Annotated in this window: 14 protein-coding genes; 5 read left to right on the plus strand and 9 right to left on the minus strand. The window is 71.0% G+C overall.

Going from position 1 to position 16,233, the window contains the following annotated elements; genetic code table 11:
* Positions 1-15 precede the first annotated feature (15 nt).
* The 7 genes from narI to ACSQ2D_RS09340 all read right to left on the minus strand — a co-directional run bounded on the left by narI (position 16) and on the right by ACSQ2D_RS09340 (position 10,705).
* Positions 16-765, minus strand: a complete 750-nt coding sequence (gene narI / locus ACSQ2D_RS09310) for a respiratory nitrate reductase subunit gamma (protein ID WP_435985671.1) — start codon at positions 763-765, stop codon at positions 16-18.
* Positions 762-1,448 (minus strand): nitrate reductase molybdenum cofactor assembly chaperone, encoded by a 687-nt coding sequence (gene narJ / locus ACSQ2D_RS09315; RefSeq protein WP_435985672.1) that lies wholly within the window; start codon positions 1,446-1,448, stop codon positions 762-764. The genes narI and narJ overlap by 4 nt, the downstream gene beginning before the upstream one ends.
* Positions 1,445-3,136, minus strand: a complete 1,692-nt coding sequence (gene narH / locus ACSQ2D_RS09320) for a nitrate reductase subunit beta (RefSeq protein ID WP_435985673.1) — start codon at positions 3,134-3,136, stop codon at positions 1,445-1,447. The genes narJ and narH overlap by 4 nt, the downstream gene beginning before the upstream one ends.
* On the minus strand, positions 3,136-6,897 hold the full coding sequence (locus ACSQ2D_RS09325; RefSeq protein WP_435985674.1) for a nitrate reductase subunit alpha: 3,762 nt from the start codon (positions 6,895-6,897) through the stop codon (positions 3,136-3,138). Before ACSQ2D_RS09325 ends, narH begins: the two co-directional genes overlap by 1 nt.
* 153 nt (positions 6,898-7,050) lie before the next feature.
* Positions 7,051-7,446 carry a hemerythrin domain-containing protein gene (locus ACSQ2D_RS09330; RefSeq protein ID WP_435985675.1) on the minus strand — a complete coding sequence of 132 codons (396 nt, stop codon included), beginning with the start codon at positions 7,444-7,446 and terminating at the stop codon, positions 7,051-7,053.
* A 103-nt stretch (positions 7,447-7,549) separates the two neighbouring features.
* Positions 7,550-10,357, minus strand: a complete 2,808-nt coding sequence (locus ACSQ2D_RS09335) for a multicopper oxidase domain-containing protein (RefSeq protein WP_435985676.1) — start codon at positions 10,355-10,357, stop codon at positions 7,550-7,552.
* Positions 10,358-10,405: 48 nt separating this feature from the next.
* Positions 10,406-10,705 (minus strand): DUF2249 domain-containing protein, encoded by a 300-nt coding sequence (locus tag ACSQ2D_RS09340; RefSeq protein ID WP_435985677.1) that lies wholly within the window; start codon positions 10,703-10,705, stop codon positions 10,406-10,408.
* Positions 10,706-10,754: 49 nt separating this feature from the next.
* Here ACSQ2D_RS09340 and ACSQ2D_RS09345 point away from each other — a divergent pair, with 49 nt between their 5' ends.
* On the plus strand, positions 10,755-11,513 hold the full coding sequence (locus tag ACSQ2D_RS09345) for a helix-turn-helix transcriptional regulator (RefSeq protein WP_435985678.1): 759 nt from the start codon (positions 10,755-10,757) through the stop codon (positions 11,511-11,513).
* A gap of 341 nt (positions 11,514-11,854) precedes the next feature.
* Positions 11,855-12,034, plus strand: a complete 180-nt coding sequence (locus ACSQ2D_RS09350; RefSeq protein ID WP_435985679.1) for a hypothetical protein — start codon at positions 11,855-11,857, stop codon at positions 12,032-12,034.
* A gap of 54 nt (positions 12,035-12,088) precedes the next feature.
* Here the strand turns inward: ACSQ2D_RS09350 and ACSQ2D_RS09355 are convergent, their stop codons facing one another.
* Positions 12,089-12,325 (minus strand): hypothetical protein, encoded by a 237-nt coding sequence (locus ACSQ2D_RS09355; RefSeq protein WP_435985680.1) that lies wholly within the window; start codon positions 12,323-12,325, stop codon positions 12,089-12,091.
* Between the two features lie 39 nt (positions 12,326-12,364).
* Positions 12,365-12,811, minus strand: coding sequence for a hypothetical protein (locus ACSQ2D_RS09360; protein ID WP_435985681.1), 447 nt, complete (start codon positions 12,809-12,811; stop codon positions 12,365-12,367).
* Between the two features lie 180 nt (positions 12,812-12,991).
* On the opposite strand from ACSQ2D_RS09360, the gene ACSQ2D_RS09365 reads away from it, so the two are divergent.
* The 3 genes from ACSQ2D_RS09365 (at position 12,992) to ACSQ2D_RS09375 (ending at position 16,229) form a co-directional block, all read left to right on the plus strand.
* On the plus strand, positions 12,992-15,337 hold the full coding sequence (locus ACSQ2D_RS09365; RefSeq protein ID WP_435985682.1) for a molybdopterin cofactor-binding domain-containing protein: 2,346 nt from the start codon (positions 12,992-12,994) through the stop codon (positions 15,335-15,337).
* Positions 15,338-15,348: 11 nt separating this feature from the next.
* Entirely contained in the window at positions 15,349-15,825 is a 477-nt protein-coding gene (locus ACSQ2D_RS09370) for a (2Fe-2S)-binding protein (protein WP_435985683.1), read from the plus strand.
* Between the two features lie 221 nt (positions 15,826-16,046).
* Positions 16,047-16,229, plus strand: a complete 183-nt coding sequence (locus ACSQ2D_RS09375) for a hypothetical protein (RefSeq protein ID WP_435985684.1) — start codon at positions 16,047-16,049, stop codon at positions 16,227-16,229.
* The last annotated feature ends 4 nt before the right edge of the window (positions 16,230-16,233 follow it).

The following is a 16,233-nucleotide window of genomic DNA, read 5'->3' on the forward strand; positions in this document are numbered from 1 at the left end:
GCAAGGTCGGTCGGGTCAGTGTCTGCGGTCGCGGTCGGAGGTGCCGACGCCGCTCCAGCCCGGACGGCTCGAGCGGTTGCCGGAGGTCCGGCCGTCGCGGGACCGGTAGACGATGTAGGGCCGGAAGAGGTAGTGCAGGGGGGCCGTGAAGGCGTGGACGAGCCGGGTGAAGGGCCACAGCGCGAAGAGCAGCATCCCGACGATCGCGTGGACGTGGAACTGCACCGGTGCTGCCGCCATCGACGCGACGTCGGGGCTCAGCAGCAGCACCGACCGGAACCACGGGGACACCGTCTCGCGGTAGTTGTGCGCCTCGCTGCCCGCCCCGACGCTGACGAGCGTCGTCCAGAGGCCGAGGACGATGGCCGCGACGAGCAGGACGTACATCAGCTTGTCGTTCTTCGTCGTCGCCATGAAGACGGGCCCGGTCGTGCGGCGCCGGTAGACGAGGATGAGGATGCCGGCGAGGGTGCAGACCCCGGCGAGGCCGCCGAAGAGCAGCGCGTTGAAGTGGTAGAGGCCCTCGCTGACGCCGACGGCCTCGGTCCACGACTCGGGGATGACGAGCCCGCCGACGTGGCCGACGAAGACGAGCAGGATGCCGAAGTGGAAGAGCGGGGACCCGATGCGCAGCAGGCGCGACTCGTAGAGCTGGGACGAGCGGGTCGTCCACCCGAACTTGTCGTAGCGGTAGCGCCAGACCGTGCCCCCGACCAGGCTCGCGATGCAGAGGTAGGGCAGGACGCCCCAGAGGAAGGTGCTCACGAGCGGGCCCCCGTCGGTGCGCCGGACGAGACCGTCTGCAGGGGAAGGAGTCTCGGGTCGTAGGGCTCGAGCCCGACCGACTCGGTCGGGTGCGGCCCGCTCAGGCCGACCATCTCCATGACCGCCGCGCGGTCGGGAGGCGACTCACCGGGAAGGGTCGCGCACACGGCGACGACTGCGGCGGCATACGGGCTCTTCCTCTCCTGCAAGGCGATCCGCAGCAGCTCGAGACTTGCGCGGTACTCCTGGAGGAGCGAGACACCCGCCTCCGGATCGACGCGCGCCGCGAACTCGAGCACCATCGGGAGGTAGTCGGGGAGCTCCCCGTGCGTGTCGACGACCGCACCACTGCTGCGGTATGCCGTCTTGAACCGTCCCAGCACCTCCCCGCGACGGCGGGTGTCGCCATCGGTCCAGTACGACAGGTAGAGCGCGTGCTTGCGGCTGAGGTCGAAGGTGTCGACATAGGCCTGCTGGAGGTCCGGCAGGTCGGCTCCGCCGAGGTGGGCGACGAGACTCGTCAGTCGGGTGGCGGCGGCCGAGTCGCCTTGCTCCGCAAGGGCATCGCGCATCGAGGGGAGGGTGGTGACGAGCTCGGCCGAGGGGTAGTCGAGGCAGCGACCGGCCACGAGGTGCACGACGCGGTGGTCCCGGGGTGTCGCCCGCCGGCGCAGCCCGATCACGGTGCGTCCCCGTCCGAGCGGCCCGGGAAGAGTCCCGGGGGAGCGCCGTTGCCGTCCCAGTTGAGCAGGTTGACCCGACCGGTCAGGGAGCCGGACTCGGTCGTCGTCATGGCCGTGTCGGACGTCTGCCGCTGCTTGAGCGCGTTGAAGGTCTCGACGGCCACCGGCGCGGGCCGGCCGCTCGCCTCGCCAAAAGGTCCGGACTCGTACATCCCCGGACCCTCGTCGAAGTCGAGCGAGCAGCCGATCTCCTCGAGCTCGTGGGCGCGCTCGACGTGGGCGGTCGGGATGACGTAGCGGTCGGCGTACTTCGCGATCGCCATGAGGCGGTACATCTCGTAGAGCGTCTCCTCGCTCATGCCGACGGCCTCCGGGATCGCGGGGTCACCGTCGCGGCCCAGCGACACGTCGCGCATGTACGCGCGCATCGCGGCGAGCTTCTGCAGCACGCCCGTGATGATGTCGGTGCGGCCCGCGGTGAAGAGCTCGGCGAGGTAGTCGACGGGGATGCGCAGCGCCTCGATGGCCCCGAAGAGCACGGTGCGGTCCTCGGCGTCGTGCCCCTGCGACGACAGGACGTCGACGATCGGCGACAGTGGCGGGACGTACCAGACCATCGGCATCGTGCGGTACTCCGGGTGCAGCGGCAAGGCCACCCGGTAGGTCTTGGCGAGCGCGTAGACGGGAGACCGGCGCGCCGCGTCCATCCAGTCGTCCGGTATGCCGTCGCGCCGGGCCGCCGCGATGACCTCGGGGTCGCTCGGGTCGAGCATGAGGTCGAGCTGGGCCTCGTAGAGGTCGCCCTCGTCCGGGGTCGCGGCCGCGGCCGTGACCCGGTCGGCGTCGTAGAGGAAGAGCCCGAGGTAGCGCAGCCGTCCGACGCACGTCTCGGAGCACACGGTCGGCAGGCCCACCTCGACGCGGGGGTAGCAGAAGGTGCACTTCTCGGCCTTGCCGCTCTTGTGGTTGAAGTAGATCTTCTTGTACGGGCAGCCGGTGATGCACTGCCGCCAGCCGCGGCACCGGTCCTGGTCGACGAGGACGATGCCGTCCTCCTCGCGCTTGTAGATCGCGCCGGACGGGCACGACGCCATGCACGAGGGGTTGAGGCAGTGCTCGCAGATCCGGGGGAGGTAGAACATGAAGGTCTTCTCGAGATCGAGGCGGACCTTCTCCTCGGACTCGCGCCGCACCGAGGCGTTGAGCTTGGCGACGATGGGGTCGAGGTGGCCCATCTCGCTCGCGCCGCCGAGGTTGTCGTCCCAGTTGGCCGACCACGTGATCTTCGTGTTCTCGCCGGTGATGAGCGACTTCGGCCGGGCGACGGGGAAGTCGTCGCCGAGCGGTGCCTCGATGAGGGTCTGGTAGTCGTAGGTCCACGGCTCGTAGTAGTCGGCGAGCTTGGGCTGCACGGGGCTCGCGAAGATGCCCAGGAGCTTCTGCACCCGACCGCCGCCCTTGAGCTTGAGGTTGCCGCGGTGGGTGAGCGTCCAGCCGCCCTTCCACGTCTCCTGGTCCTCGTAGCGGCGCGGATACCCTTGTCCCGGGCGCGTCTCCACGTTGTTGAACCAGACGTACTCCGTGCCCGCGCGGTTGGTCCACGCCTGCTTGCACGTGACCGAGCACGTGTGGCACCCGATGCACTTGTCGAGGTTCATCACCATGCCCATCTGGGCCATGACACGCATCAGTACGTCACCTCCTGCGAGCGCTTGCGCACCGTCGAGACCATGTCGCGTTGGTTGCCCGTCGGCCCGAAGTAGTTGAACGTGTAGGACAGCTGGGCGTAGCCGCCGATGAGGTGGGTCGGCTTGACGAGCAGCCGCGTCACCGAGTTGTGGATGCCGCCGCGGCGACCGGTCGCCTCCGACTTCGGCACGTCGATGGTGCGCTCCTGGGCGTGGTGCACGTAGACGACGCCTTCCGGCATACGGGGGCTGACGATCGCCCGGCCGACGAGCACGCCGTTGGTGTTGAGGCACTCGACCCAGTCGTTGTCCCTGACGTCGATCGAGCCGGCGTCCTGCGGGCTCATCCACACCGTCGGGCCGCCGCGCGACAGCGAGAGCATGAGCAGGTTGTCCTGGTACTCCGAGTGGATCGACCACTTGGAGTGCGGCGTCAGGTAGCGGACGGTCACCTGCTTCGCGCCGTCGGGGCCGAGCTTCGGCTCGCCGAAGAGGCGGTGCATGTCGAGGGGCGGCCGGTAGATGGGCAGCGCCTCGCCGAGATCCTGCATCCAGTCGTGGTCGAGGTAGAAGTGCATCCGACCGGTGAGGGTGTGGAAGGGCTTGAGACGCTCGATGTTGACGGTGAAGGGCGCGTAGCGTCGCCCGCCGGTCTCGGAGCCCGACCACTCGGGCGAGGTGATGACGGCGACCGGTGCGCTCTGCGTGTCGGCGAAGGTGACGTGCTTCTCCTCGGACCCCTCGGCGAGGTCGGCGAGCTTCTTGCCGACCCGCTCCTCGAGGGTGCGGAAGCCCTGCACGGCGAGGTGGCCGTTCGTCGTGCCCGAGAAGGTGAGGATGGCCTCGGCCATCTTCGCGTCGGTGTCGATCGCGGGACGGCCGTCACCGGCGCCGCCGAGCATGACGCCGTTCGTGGCGGCAAGGCGGGCCACCTCCTCCTCGACCCGGTAGGTGACGTTCTTGACGGTGAAGCCGAGGCTGTCGGCGAGCGGCCCCACGGTGGCGAGCTTCTCGCTGATCGCGGTGTAGTCGCGCTCGACGAGCTGGAAGACCGGCATCGTCTTGCCCGGCACACCCGGCTGTCCCGTGGCCCGCCAGTCGACGGCCCGCCCGCCGGGCTGCGCCGTCTCGCCGGGGGTGTCGTGCATGAGCGGCACGCTGACGAGGTCCTTGCGCACGCCGAGGTGGGTGCGCGCGAGGTCCGAGAGCTTCTCGGCGAGGAGGTGGAAGAGCTCGAAGTCGCTCTTGGCCTCCCAGGGCGGGTCGATGGCCGGGGTGAAGGCGTGCACGAACGGGTGCATGTCGGTCGAGCTGAGGTCGTGCTTCTCGTACCACGTCGCGGCGGGCAGCACGATGTCCGACAGCAGGGTCGTCGACGTCATGCGGAAGTCGGCCGAGAGCAGCAGGTCGAGCTTGCCCTCCGGCGCCTCGTCGTGCCACTTCACCTCGGAAGGCCTTGGTGCCAGAGGGTTCTCGCTGCCGAGGACGTTGTGGTGCGTGCCCAGCAGGTTGCGCAGGAAGTACTCGTTGCCCTTGGCCGAGGAGCCCATGAGGTTGCTCCGCCACAGCACGAGGGTGCGCGGCCAGTTCTCGGGGGCGTCGACGTCCTCGATGGCCGAGGTCAGCGTGCCGTCGTGGAGAGCACCGGCCACGTATGCCGCCGGGCTGGCGGCGGTGCCCGCGTCGACGGCGGCCTGGGCGTCCTCCGCCACCTGGAGCGGGTTGGCGCCGAACTGCGGGTAGAACGGCATCCACCCCATCCGGGCGGACTGCGCGATGGTGTCGGCGGTGTGCTTGCCGGCCAGATGCCCTCTGGCGAGGGGCGAGTTGAGCGAGTCCGCGGAGTAGCCGTCGTTGCGCCACTGGTCGGTGTGCATGTACCAGTACGACGTGCCCGTCATGGTGCGCGGCGGCCGGCCCCAGTCGAGGGCGTTGGCGAGGGAGATCCAGCCGGTGATCGGTCGGCACTTCTCCTGGCCGACGTAGTGCGCCCAGCCGCCACCGTTGCGACCCATGCAGCCGGTGAGGACGAGCAGCGAGAGGATCGCGCGGTAGGTCGCGTCGCCGTGGAACCACTGGCAGATGCCCGCACCCATGATGATCATCGAGCGCCCTTGTGACTGCTCGGAGTTCGTCGCGAACTCGCGCGCGATGCGGATGCACTGCTCGGCCGGCACGCCGGTGATCTCGGCCTGCCACGCCGGCGTGTAGGGCGCGGTCACGTCGTCGTAGCCCGTCGGCCAGCTGCCCGGCAGCCCTTCTCGCTCGACGCCGTACTGCGCGAGCATGAGGTCGTAGACGGTCGTCACGAGGTGACCCGCGACGCGGCGAGCAGGCACCCCTCGGCGCAGGACCGAGCCGGTGCCGTCGGGCTCGACGAAGGCCGGCAGCAGCACCTCGACGGCCTCGGCGGCGTCGCCTGCCATCGTGAGCGCTGGGCTGACCCCGTCGAGGTCGAGGTTCCAGCGCCCCTTGCCGGAGTCCGCGTAGCGGAAGCCCATCGAGCCGTTCGGCACGACCGGTTCGCCGGTCACGTCGTCGAGCAGCACGGTCTTCCAGGCGTCCTCGTCCGGGGCCGTGCTCCCTTCGGCGGCGAGGTCGGCGGCGGTGAGGAACTTGCCGGGCACGAGGGGAGCGGTGGCACCGGCACCCGACGCGGCGGCATACGCCTCCTCGGGGGCCTCGAGACGGATGAGGAAGGGGATGTCGCTGTAGGTGCGCACGTAGTCGGTGAAGAAGGAGACCTCGCGGTCGACGAAGAACTCCTTCAGGAGCACGTGACCCATCGCCATCGCGAGCGCGGCGTCGGTGCCGGCCTGGGCGGGCATCCACTCGTCGGCGAACTTCGTGTTGTCGGCGTAGTCGGGGCTGACGGTGACGACCTTCGTGCCGCGGTAGCGGACCTCGGCCATCCAGTGCGCGTCGGGCGTCCGGGTCACCGGGACGTTGGAGCCCCACATCATGAGGTACGTCGCGTCCCACCAGTCGCCCGACTCGGGCACGTCGGTCTGGTCGCCGAAGACCTGCGGGCTCGCGACGGGCAGGTCGGCGTACCAGTCGTAGAAGCTCGTCATGACGCCGCCGATGAGCTGGATGAAGCGGGTGCCGACGCAGTGCGACACCATCGACATCGCGGGGATCGGCGAGAAGCCGGCGACGCGGTCGGGGCCGTACTCCTTGATCGTGTGGACGTGCGCGGCGGCGGCGATCTCGACGGCCTCGCCCCACGACGCACGCACGAGGCCGCCCTTGCCGCGAGCGCTCTGGTAGCGGCGGCGCTTCTCGGGGTCGGTCGTGATCTCGTGCCAGGCGGCGACCGGGTCCCCGAGGCGGGCCTTGGCCTCGCGGTACATCTCGAGGAGGACACCGCGGACATAGGGATAGCGCACGCGAGTGGGGGAGTAGGTGTACCAGGAGAAGGCGGCTCCGCGCGGACAGCCGCGGGGCTCGTACTCCGGGCGGTCGGGGCCGACGGACGGGTAGTCGGTCTGCTGCGTCTCCCACGTGATGATCCCGTCCTTGACGTAGACCTTCCACGAGCAGGAGCCGGTGCAGTTGACGCCATGGGTCGAGCGGACCACCTTGTCGTGGCTCCACCGGTCGCGGTAGAAGACGTCGCCGGCCCGCCCGCCCTCACGGAAGACGGCACGGCCGTCGTCGGACTCCTCCCACCGCGTGAAGAACCGGCCGGCCCGGAGCAGCGCCGCCGACGCCGCGCCGTCGAGGCCAGCAGGACCTGCGGTCGTTGACCGTTCAGCCATGACGCACCCCCTTCCGCGCTTCTTTGCGCGGCCAGGTCACCTCGAGGGTTGCCATGTCCTGCACCCTGTCACGGGTGTGACCCGTGTGACCAGACCTACGACCCCGTGTAGTCGGCGAGTTTGTATCTGGTGTCGTCGTGGTTGGGTTCGTCGTCATCGGTGCGCTCCTGCTGCTGTCGGGGTGAGGGCCAAGACCTCGTCCCACTCGGGGCCGCCGAGGTGGATGGCCGCTGCGGGGAAGAGACCGTTGTCCTCGCGGTCGATGTGGTCGCGCAGGGCGTCCTCGAAGCGGGGGAAGAGGGCGACGTCACCACCCGCCACGGCCGCGAGCAGCTCGTCGAGCTCGTGGTGCTCGCCGCAGAGCCGCGCGATGTGGTCGGTGAAGACTTCGTCGCGAGCCATGATCGTGAACAGCCCCGCCTCCTCGGCCACGACGTGCGGCGTCAGGTGGGCCTCGAGCTCGTGCGCCGCTGCGCGCCGCCGGGGCTCGTCGTCGAGCGAGCTCCGCAGGGCGCTGAGGTGGTTGATGATGTGCTCGTGCTCGGCCATGAACCGTCCGACCACCTCGAAGTCGGCACATCCGCAGTAGCTGCACATCATCGGTTCCCGTCGTCGGTGGTGGTGGTGGACAAGGGCGTGGTCGTCGCAGCGCTCATGGCTGCACCTGTACGATCCCGTGCGCTCCGCGCTCCGCGTCGGCCATGACGTGGCTGACGAAGGGGTAGTGGCCGGCTTCCGGGAAGGACGTCTCGACGAAGCCGCCCTGGGCCGCGCCGAGCGAGAGGGTCTGGCTGCCCCCGCTCGACCCGTCCCGCCGCAGCAGCCACGCGCCCTCGGCCCAGACGACGTCGAACTGCGCCCCGACGACGTGGAAGCTGCTCCCCCGGTTGGGCCCGGCGTCGAGCACCCAGAAGCGCACGCGCTCCCCGACGCGCGCCCGGAGGTGCGTCGTGTCGTACTGGAACGCGGTGCCGTTGAAGACGACGCCGTCCGGGGTGTCCGCCTGCGTCTTCGTCGCGTCGGCCTCGACGGCTGAGCCGTGGGCCGTGCTCGCGCCCAGATAGAGCTCCGACTGCACGAGCAGGAAGCTGCGGTCGACGGCGGGCAGGTCGGGCGGCTCGATGACGACGGCCCCGAAGAGTCCCGCCGCGATGTGCGCCGACATCGGCATCGTCCCACAGTGGTACATCCAGATGCCGGCCCGGGTCGCGGTGAAGCGGTAGGTGAGGCTGGCACCAGGCGGCACCGTCCGCATCACCTCGTCCGGCGCCCGTGAGCCGGCGTGGAAGTCGATGGAGTGGCCCATCGTGCCGTGGTTGACGAGGGTCACCTCGAAGACGTCGCCGACGCGCCCGTGCAGGGTCGGCCCGGGCGAGGTGCCGTTGTAGGTCCACCGCCGCTGCCACACCCCTGGCGCCACCTGCTGCTCGAGCTCCTCGACGGTGAGCGTCACCCGGTGGACCCGCTCGGCCATGAGCGGCGGCAGCACGGGGTCGTATGCCGTGAAGCCGGCTCCGAGCGCACCCTGGCCGGAGTGCACAGGGGCGTCGGGCATCGTCATGGACGACCCGCCGTGACCCGCCGACGGCACGCTGCCCGCCACGGAGCCCGCCCGGCCGCCCGGAGCGGCGGTGCCAGCGGCGTCGCCGCCGACGACCAGCACGTGCAGGACCATGCCCATCTGGCGGTGGCCGACGACGGAGCACCAGCCCTCCACCGGACCGGCGACCACGCCTGCATCGAGCTCGCCGGTTGCTCCCGGCGCCATGCGAGCGGTGCGGCCACCCGTGTCGAGGACGAGGTCGTGGGTCGTCGTCTCGTCGCGGTTGGTCAGGCGGATGACGAGACGGTCACCGAACGGCACCGTGATCGAGGCAGGCGTGAAGCGCATGTCCCGTGCGGCGACGTCGACGGTCGTCGTGTGCCCCGTCGGGGTGACCTCGGCGCGACCTCCCCCCGCCGCCGCAGACGGCAGGGCAAGGCTCGCAGCGACGACGAGGGCGATGACGGACACGGCGGCGGCAAGCTGTCCGGAGGTCCAGAAGGCCCGCCCGTTGGCCGGGACGCGAGAGGTGAATGCGGGAATGGCGGGTCCGGTGGCAGCGGGGATCTGCGCGGTTCGCGCACCCTCTGCTGCGGGCGGGTCCGCCTCGCCGAGATCGCCGGCTGCTGCCGGTACCGCCGCCGCCGCCGGTACCGTCGCCCCGGCTACCGACTGTGCGGCCCGGCGCCCCCGGATCGACTCGCGCACCGAGAGCCCGGTGAGGGGCAGGAAGCTCGCCACGGCCAGGGCGACCAGCCCACCCAGGGCCATCCGGGTGGGGCTGGGGAGCGGGAGCAGCCACAGCGCGAGGCCGAGGTTGAGCACGACGACCCGGAACGGCGCGCCGCGCTCGAACCAGTCGAGTCCGGCGCGCAGGACGGCCGGGCCTCCACCGAGGACGCTCGGCACGAGATGGCTGAGCGCCGCGAGCACGAGCTGCAGCGCGAACCCGAGGGCGAGCGCGGCTGCGACGAGGTCGTAGTGGGCGCCCACCTCGGTCCAGTCCGGAGTCACGAGCACGAGCACGGCGACGGCCACGACGGCGGCGACGAACCACGTGAGTGCGCACGCGGCGGACACGGTGGCGAAGCGTCGCGGCACGCTGCGACGGGCGGGGGTGACGAGCGCGCGTGCCCACCAGAGGAGGCCGGCGGCATACGTCATCAGGCCGAGCGAGGTGAGCGGGTGCCAGCCTGCGAGGGCACCACCCACGGCGACGGTGACGCCGACGATCAGCACCGGAAGTGCCTCTCGCGCAAGGCCTTCGGCGCGGTCGTCCATGCGGGCGCGCAGGAGCGTCGGCCAGAAGGTCACGAGGGTGCCGGTCACGGTGAGACCGAGCCAGCCGAGCGCCATCGTCATCGAGTGGGCCACGAGGAGGCGGGCGTGCCACGGGTCGGCCGGCTGCTGCGCGAGGAGGACCCCGAAGAACGCGCCCACCGGCATGGCCGTCGCTGCGGCGAGGTAGTAGCGGATGGTGATCCGGAAGCGCCCCGGGAGGGCTGCGCGGAGGCGGCGCCACAGCTGGACACCGTGCCACGTGACGGCGGCGGCCGCGCACGTGGCACCGGCGACGGTCACAGGCCCGCACCCGGCCGGCACCCCGACGAAGACGAGGGTGGATCCGACGAGCAGGAGCGCGAGGCGACGGCCCTGCTGCCGGCGCCCGTCGAGCGTCGGCGGTGTCTTGAGGAGGGCCTGCGCGAAGTGGGTGCTCCAGACCATCACCGCGTGGGTGACCGCGCCGAGGAGCACGAGGTGCACGACGAGCCAGTCGGCACCCGGGATCCCTCGACCGAGCGCCGTCACGACGAGGGCCGCGGTCAGCCACAGCGTCGTCGGGTGGTCGCGTAGCGGCCACACCCCGCGGCCCGGCAGGGCTGCGGCAGAGGGGCGCTCGAGCTGGCGAGTGCTCATCGCGGCGGCTGTCAGGGGCGTCTGTCAGGGGGCGTCGACGGCTGTTGGTCAGGCCTGACGGGTGAGGCGCAGGGTCCAGGCCTCGGCGCCGCGCACGAGGTAGTCGACCTCGATGGCGCCGCCCTCACGATCCTCGATCTGGGCGAGCAGCGGCTTCGGGTCGTGGGGCGCGACGAGGCGCAGCGACCCACCGACCGGCACGGCTCCCAGGGCGCCGAAGACGGTGGCGTGGCGGATCGCGTGCGGGATGGCGCGCACGTCGAGCTCCGGCTCACCCTCGTCGGAGCACCCGCAGGCGCAGCCGGCCGAGGTGATGTCGGAGACGGGAAGGGAATCGTGGATGCTCACGCTGGCTCCTTGGGGTGCGGTGGGGACGAGTATTTATTACACTGCCCTTGTGGAAAATAGCCCACGCGGTCGCGTCGCGCCAACCCGACCCCTGGAGCAGGCCCTGGAGCGCGAGCGAGAGCGCGGCCCCGAACCCCTGCCCGAGGTGCCGCCGGCGCGCGAGCGGGTGCTCGAGGCCCTGGCCGGCCACGGCCCGGAGCGGGCCGCCACGATCGGCGCTCTCGTCGAGGTCCTCGGCGGTCACCCCAACACCGCGCGCGCCCACCTCGCCCGCCTCGTCGACGACGGTCTCGTCGCGCGGACGGCCATCGAGGCCGGCACGCGGGGGCGGCCCGCGCTCGGCCACCACCTGACCGAGCGCGGGCGGCTCGTCCTCGAGGCGCTGCGCGTGTCACGGCCCGTCTCGACCGACGAGCTCGTCACGGCCATGGCCGAGCACCTCGCCGACACCAGCGACCCCGAGGCGCATGCCCGGGCCATCGGGCGCCGTTGGGCCAGCCAGCTGAGCGAGCCGTCAGCGGGCACGCGCCCGGCGCCTCCCGTCGACGCGGTCGTCGGCATGCTGACGACAGCCGGGTTCTCGCCGCAGGTGGAGCCGGACGGCGACATCGCGCTGCGCACGTGTCCGGTGCTCGCGTCGGCGCGGGCGCACCCGGGCATCGTCTGCACGATGCACGAGGAAATGCTGCGCGCGGCGCTCGACCGGTCCGGGGCGACGGACACCGAGGTGGGCCTGGTCCCCTTCGCTCGCGACGGCGCCTGCCTCGTGCACCTCCTGAAGCCCGATCCGGTAGAGGCTGGAGCCTGAGCCGCTCCACGATCAGGACCGCGACCAACGCCGATTCGAGGTGAGGGCGCCTCTCTCCCGATGATCCCCGAGGAGGTCGGCGAACGCCGGGGGCTGTCACGCAAGGAGGCGCCGGCGTCGCGGGCCGCCGTCACGCCCGACGCCTGGCTCGGCAGGCCTCTCGAGCACCGTCGACCTCGGTCGTGCACGCACACCCAGGCGCTGACGACCGGGTGGTCACGCGGTGATGGAACCGGACGGTCGCGGGGTATGGGGCCGGCGTGTGCACGTCGTCAGTGCCCGGAGAACGCCGGGGCCACTCGCAAGAGACCCCGGACCCGGCCATCGCCGCCCCGAGAGGCTTGAGCCCGCAGGGCGGCATCGACCTTGCCGTGGCGGTGGACCTCGTGATGCTGCAGCGTGGCCTGACCAGCGACGAGGCGCACGAGCTGTTGCGCAGGCAGGTCGAGGCCACCGGCGGCAAGCTCGACCGAGTCACGAGCGACGTCATCGACCTCGGCACCTCGAGCCTGCTGCGCTGACCACCGCGGCTCGACCGCCTCGTCGCCGCCCGGGTCGTGGAGCTTCGTCGGCGCTCAGGGTTCCTGGGCGCCCTCGCTGTTGGCCACGGCCTCGACCCAGTCGACGGCCGCGTCCGAGAGTTCGAGCCCGTCGGGACCGCGGCGGGCGACCCACCAGGCGTCGTGGTCTACGGGACCGCTGACTCGTGTGATGTCGTCGACGACGTCCACCGGTAGCGGTTCGCCGTTGTGGGCGACGAGCCAGTCGCGGGTCTCGGGCCTCACCGCGGACCACCACGTCTCGAGGGACATGAGCCCACTGTCGCAGCCTCGCGGGCCCGCGTCGAGGCCTCAGCCGGCAGGCCCCGGAACCCGTCGCGCCGGCGCGAGCAGGCGGCGCACGACGAGGCGGCTGACCAGGAGCGCGAGGATGAGCAGCGTCACCGACACGAACCCGCCGAGGCTGACGCTGTCGCCGAAGACGAGGTCGATGGTCTTGAGCACGAAGAACTTGCTGCCGACGAGGACGCCCCAGAGCAGCAGGCCCGCGCCGACCTTTCCCGCGGCGCTGCGCGCCGAGGTGAACCGCCACCTCGCGCGCTTCTTCACCGCGACGACGACCTCGAGGACGCCCTTGAGCAGGACCGCAGTGAGCAGCGACAGCGTGAAGGTCTCACTGATGACGGCCGGGAAGTACTCGACGAAGAGGTTGAGCACGACGACGTAGACGAAGATGTCGACGACATCGGCGGCGCGCCCGTTGCTCGGACTGGGCGTCGGATCGACCTGACCGGGCACGGAGCTCACTGTAGGGCCGTCATCGCGCTGCGGGCGTGACATCGGCACACACCGGCTCGTTGGGGCAGGACAATCCGGATCCGCCCGTGCGGCGAACCACGGAGGCACCACCACGTGCAGCCCGCCCCACCCCCGGCACTCCCGGTTGCACGTGCTCGTTCCGAGAAGGGACCCCAGTCGATGACGACGACCCCCGGCCACCCGCACGTCCAGAGCCCCGCCCGAGCCCCGGGTTCGCCACCCGGCGGCGTCAGCCGGAGGCGGTTCATCGGCTTCGTCGTGGCAGGGGCCACACTCACGGTCGCGGCGGAGGTCGGCGGCGCTGCCCCCGCCTCGGCCGCGGTCCCGAGCGCATCGCAGGTGCCCGAGCTCTACGACCTCGGCGACCTCCAGACCCACTCGGCGCTGCCGACGTCACAGCTGATCACCATCACGGTCGACGACCACGGACTGGCGCGCTTCGCGATCCCGCGCATGGAGGTCGGGCAGGGCATCACGACGGCTGCGGCCATGATCATCGCCGAGGAGCTCGCGATGCCCGTCGAGGACGTACGCGTGACGCTGGCGCCCGCACGCCCCGAGCTCGTCTTCAACCAGCTCACCGGCGGCTCGAACACCATGCAGTCGATGTTCACGCCGATCCGGGTGGCGGCCGCGGTGGCCCGCGGCGCCCTCCTCGAGGCTGCGGCGACAGCCCTCGGCGCCACGGTCGCCTCGCTCGTGGCCAAGGGCGGCGTCGTGACGGCGCGGGACGGCAGCAGCCGGACGTATGCCGAGCTGTCGGGTCCCGCCGCCAGCTCCACGACCACGGCCGTCGACGTCGAGCTCGCTCCGGTCACCTCGTTCGACGTCGTGGGCACGCCCCGCAACCGGGTCGACGCACTCGAGGCCGTGACGGGGCGCAAGCGGTTCACCATGGACCTCGACGTGCCCGACGCGCTGCCGACGATGGTGTGCCGACCCCCGACGCTCAACGGCTCGCCGCGCAGCGTCGACAACCTCGGGGCGGTCCAGGCACTGCCCGGAGTCACCGACGTCGTCGTCGTCGACACCGGAGTCGCGGTCCGCGCCGAGACGTTCGGCCAGTGCATCGACGCCGTCCGCGCCCTCCGGGTCACGTGGGACGGCGGTCCGGTCGAGGGCGAGTCCGACGACTCGGTGCTGCGCCGTCTCAAGGCGGCAGAGCTGCCGATGGCGGTGCCCAAGGTGCCCCTGCTGACGCAGACCGTCGACCTGCGCTTCGAGTTCATGTTCCGCAGCAGCGCGGCCCTCGAGCCCAACTGCGCCATCGCCGACGTGCGCGACGACCGCGCCACCGTCTGGGCAGGCCTCAAGGCTCCCATCGTCGCCCAGCGCAACATCGCCAAGGCCCTGGGCCTGCCGATCGCACGCGTCGCCGTCAACGTCGTGACCGGTGGAGGGTCCTTCGGGCACAAGCTCTTCGGCGATGCGGCCATCGAGGCTGCGAAGATCTCCCGGGCCATGGGCAAGCCCGTCAAGCTCATGTGGCACCGTGCCGACGAGCCCCGCCAGGGGCGGACGCACCCCATGGCGACGTCACGGATCCGTGCCACGCTGCTGGCGGGGGAGGTGCTCACCTTCGAGCAGCGGCACACGAGCATCAAGACGGACTTCTCGCACGGGCTGGGTGAGCGGCTGACGGCGATGGCCTCCGAGCTGCCCGCCGGTCTGGGCAACCTCGGTCTCGCCGAGTCGATCTTCACGCTGACCCAGGAGCTGCCCTACGACTTCGGGGTCGTGACCCAGCTGCTCAACGAGGTCGACATGGGCTTCAACACCGGGAGCATGCGCAACATCTACTCACCCGACGTCGCGTGCGCCAACGAGCTGTTCATCGACCAGCTCGCCAAGAAGCTGCGCAAGGACCCCCTCGCCTTCCGTCTGGCGTTCCTGCGCAACGAACGCGTCAAGGCCTGTCTGCGCAAGGTCGCCGAGGTCGGCCAGTGGGGACGCTCGATGCCGGCCGGCACCGCGCAGGGGATCGCGATCCACTCTGAGTACAAGGGCGCCACCGCGGTCCTCGTCGAGATCGACTGCCGCCCCGAGACGGTGAACCGGCAGGTGCGCGATGCCGTGACCGGCCCACGCGTCACCAAGGCGGTCATCGCCATCGACGCCGGACTCGTCGTCAACCCACGCGGACTGGAGGCGCAGATGATGGGCGGAGTCTCCGACGGCATCGCGCTCGCCCTGACGAGCAGCAACCACCTGCAGGACGGTCACTTCCTCGAGGCGAGCTGGGACAACTACTTCTACACGCGGCAGTGGAACGTGCCCCCGACCTTCGAGTGCATCGTCATGCCCTCGGACGCCGAGCTGCCGGGCGGCGCGGGGGAGGCCGGTGTGGCCGCCTCGGTCGCCGCGACGGCGTGTGCCTACGCCCGGGCCACGGGCACCGTCCCGACGCGGTTCCCCATCAACCACGGGACCGTGTCGTTCACCCCGAAGACCTTCGTCCCACCGGTGCCGCCGTCACCCACCGACGGCCTCGACCACACCTACTGAGGAGCACACCCATGGCACAGCACACCTTCCGGGTGAACGGCGAGTCCGTCACCGTCGACGTGGCCGACGACGTCCGGCTCCTCTGGGTCCTGCGCGACGTCCTCGGCATCACCGGGCCGAAGTACGGCTGCGGCATCAACGTCTGCAAGGCCTGCACCTCGCACATCAACGGCAAGGCCTTCAACCCCTGCTCGGTCCAGGTCAAGGACGTCGGTCCGGACGACGAGATCACGACCATCGAGGGACTGCCCGACACGGTGGGCGCCGACCTGCACCCCATGCAGGAGGCGTGGCTCCAGCGGGACGTCGCCCAGTGCGGCTACTGCCAGCCCGGGCAGATCATGGCCGCGGTCGCTCTCGTGCAGAAGGTGCGTGCCGAGGGCCGCGCCATCACCGACGACGACCTCGACGGCATACGCAACGTCTGTCGGTGCGGCACCTACACCCGCATCCGGGAGGCGATCAGGGACGGCGCCGAGCGGATGTAGCTCCGGCGTCCGGCCGTCGACCAGCGGTCGGTCGACGGCCCACCGGCGGCCGCGGGTCCTTCGGGCCGCGGCCGTCGGCTGACCATCCCTTGCACATTTCTTGAGACTTTCTTGCAGATATTCGGGCAATAGGGACGTATCCGTCCTTTACGACTGGTACACCTACTCCAAGGACACCGGCCACAGGGTAGAGCCGGGTGCCGCGACCAGGGAGAACCACCATGAGCGCAGTGACGGCGGCCGACGACGAGACCTTCGCGACCGTGATGACCGGCAGCGAGCGGGCAGCAATGCTCGAGCGTCTCGCGCAGGTGTGCACGACGAGCGTCGTGGCCCCGGTCGGCGCGGCGCGGAACCGAGCAGGGCACTCTGCACGTTCACTGGTCATGTGGCGCTGCCCCTGACGGT

The sequence above is a fragment of the Terrabacter sp. LjRoot27 genome (genome assembly GCF_964254175.1).
GTDB lineage: Bacteria > Actinomycetota > Actinomycetes > Actinomycetales > Dermatophilaceae > Terrabacter.

Coding starts and splice junctions, on each gene's coding strand:
- narH (WP_435985673.1), bottom strand. CDS start 3,136: ATGCGTGTCATGGCCCAGATGGGCATGGTGATGAACCTCGACAAGTGC.
- ACSQ2D_RS09325 (WP_435985674.1), bottom strand. CDS start 6,897: ATGGCTGAACGGTCAACGACCGCAGGTCCTGCTGGCCTCGACGGCGCG.
- ACSQ2D_RS09330 (WP_435985675.1), bottom strand. CDS start 7,446: ATGGCCGAGCACGAGCACATCATCAACCACCTCAGCGCCCTGCGGAGC.
- ACSQ2D_RS09335 (WP_435985676.1), bottom strand. CDS start 10,357: ATGAGCACTCGCCAGCTCGAGCGCCCCTCTGCCGCAGCCCTGCCGGGC.
- ACSQ2D_RS09355 (WP_435985680.1), bottom strand. CDS start 12,325: ATGTCCCTCGAGACGTGGTGGTCCGCGGTGAGGCCCGAGACCCGCGAC.
- ACSQ2D_RS09365 (WP_435985682.1), top strand. CDS start 12,992: ATGACGACGACCCCCGGCCACCCGCACGTCCAGAGCCCCGCCCGAGCC.
- ACSQ2D_RS09370 (WP_435985683.1), top strand. CDS start 15,349: ATGGCACAGCACACCTTCCGGGTGAACGGCGAGTCCGTCACCGTCGAC.
- ACSQ2D_RS09375 (WP_435985684.1), top strand. CDS start 16,047: ATGAGCGCAGTGACGGCGGCCGACGACGAGACCTTCGCGACCGTGATG.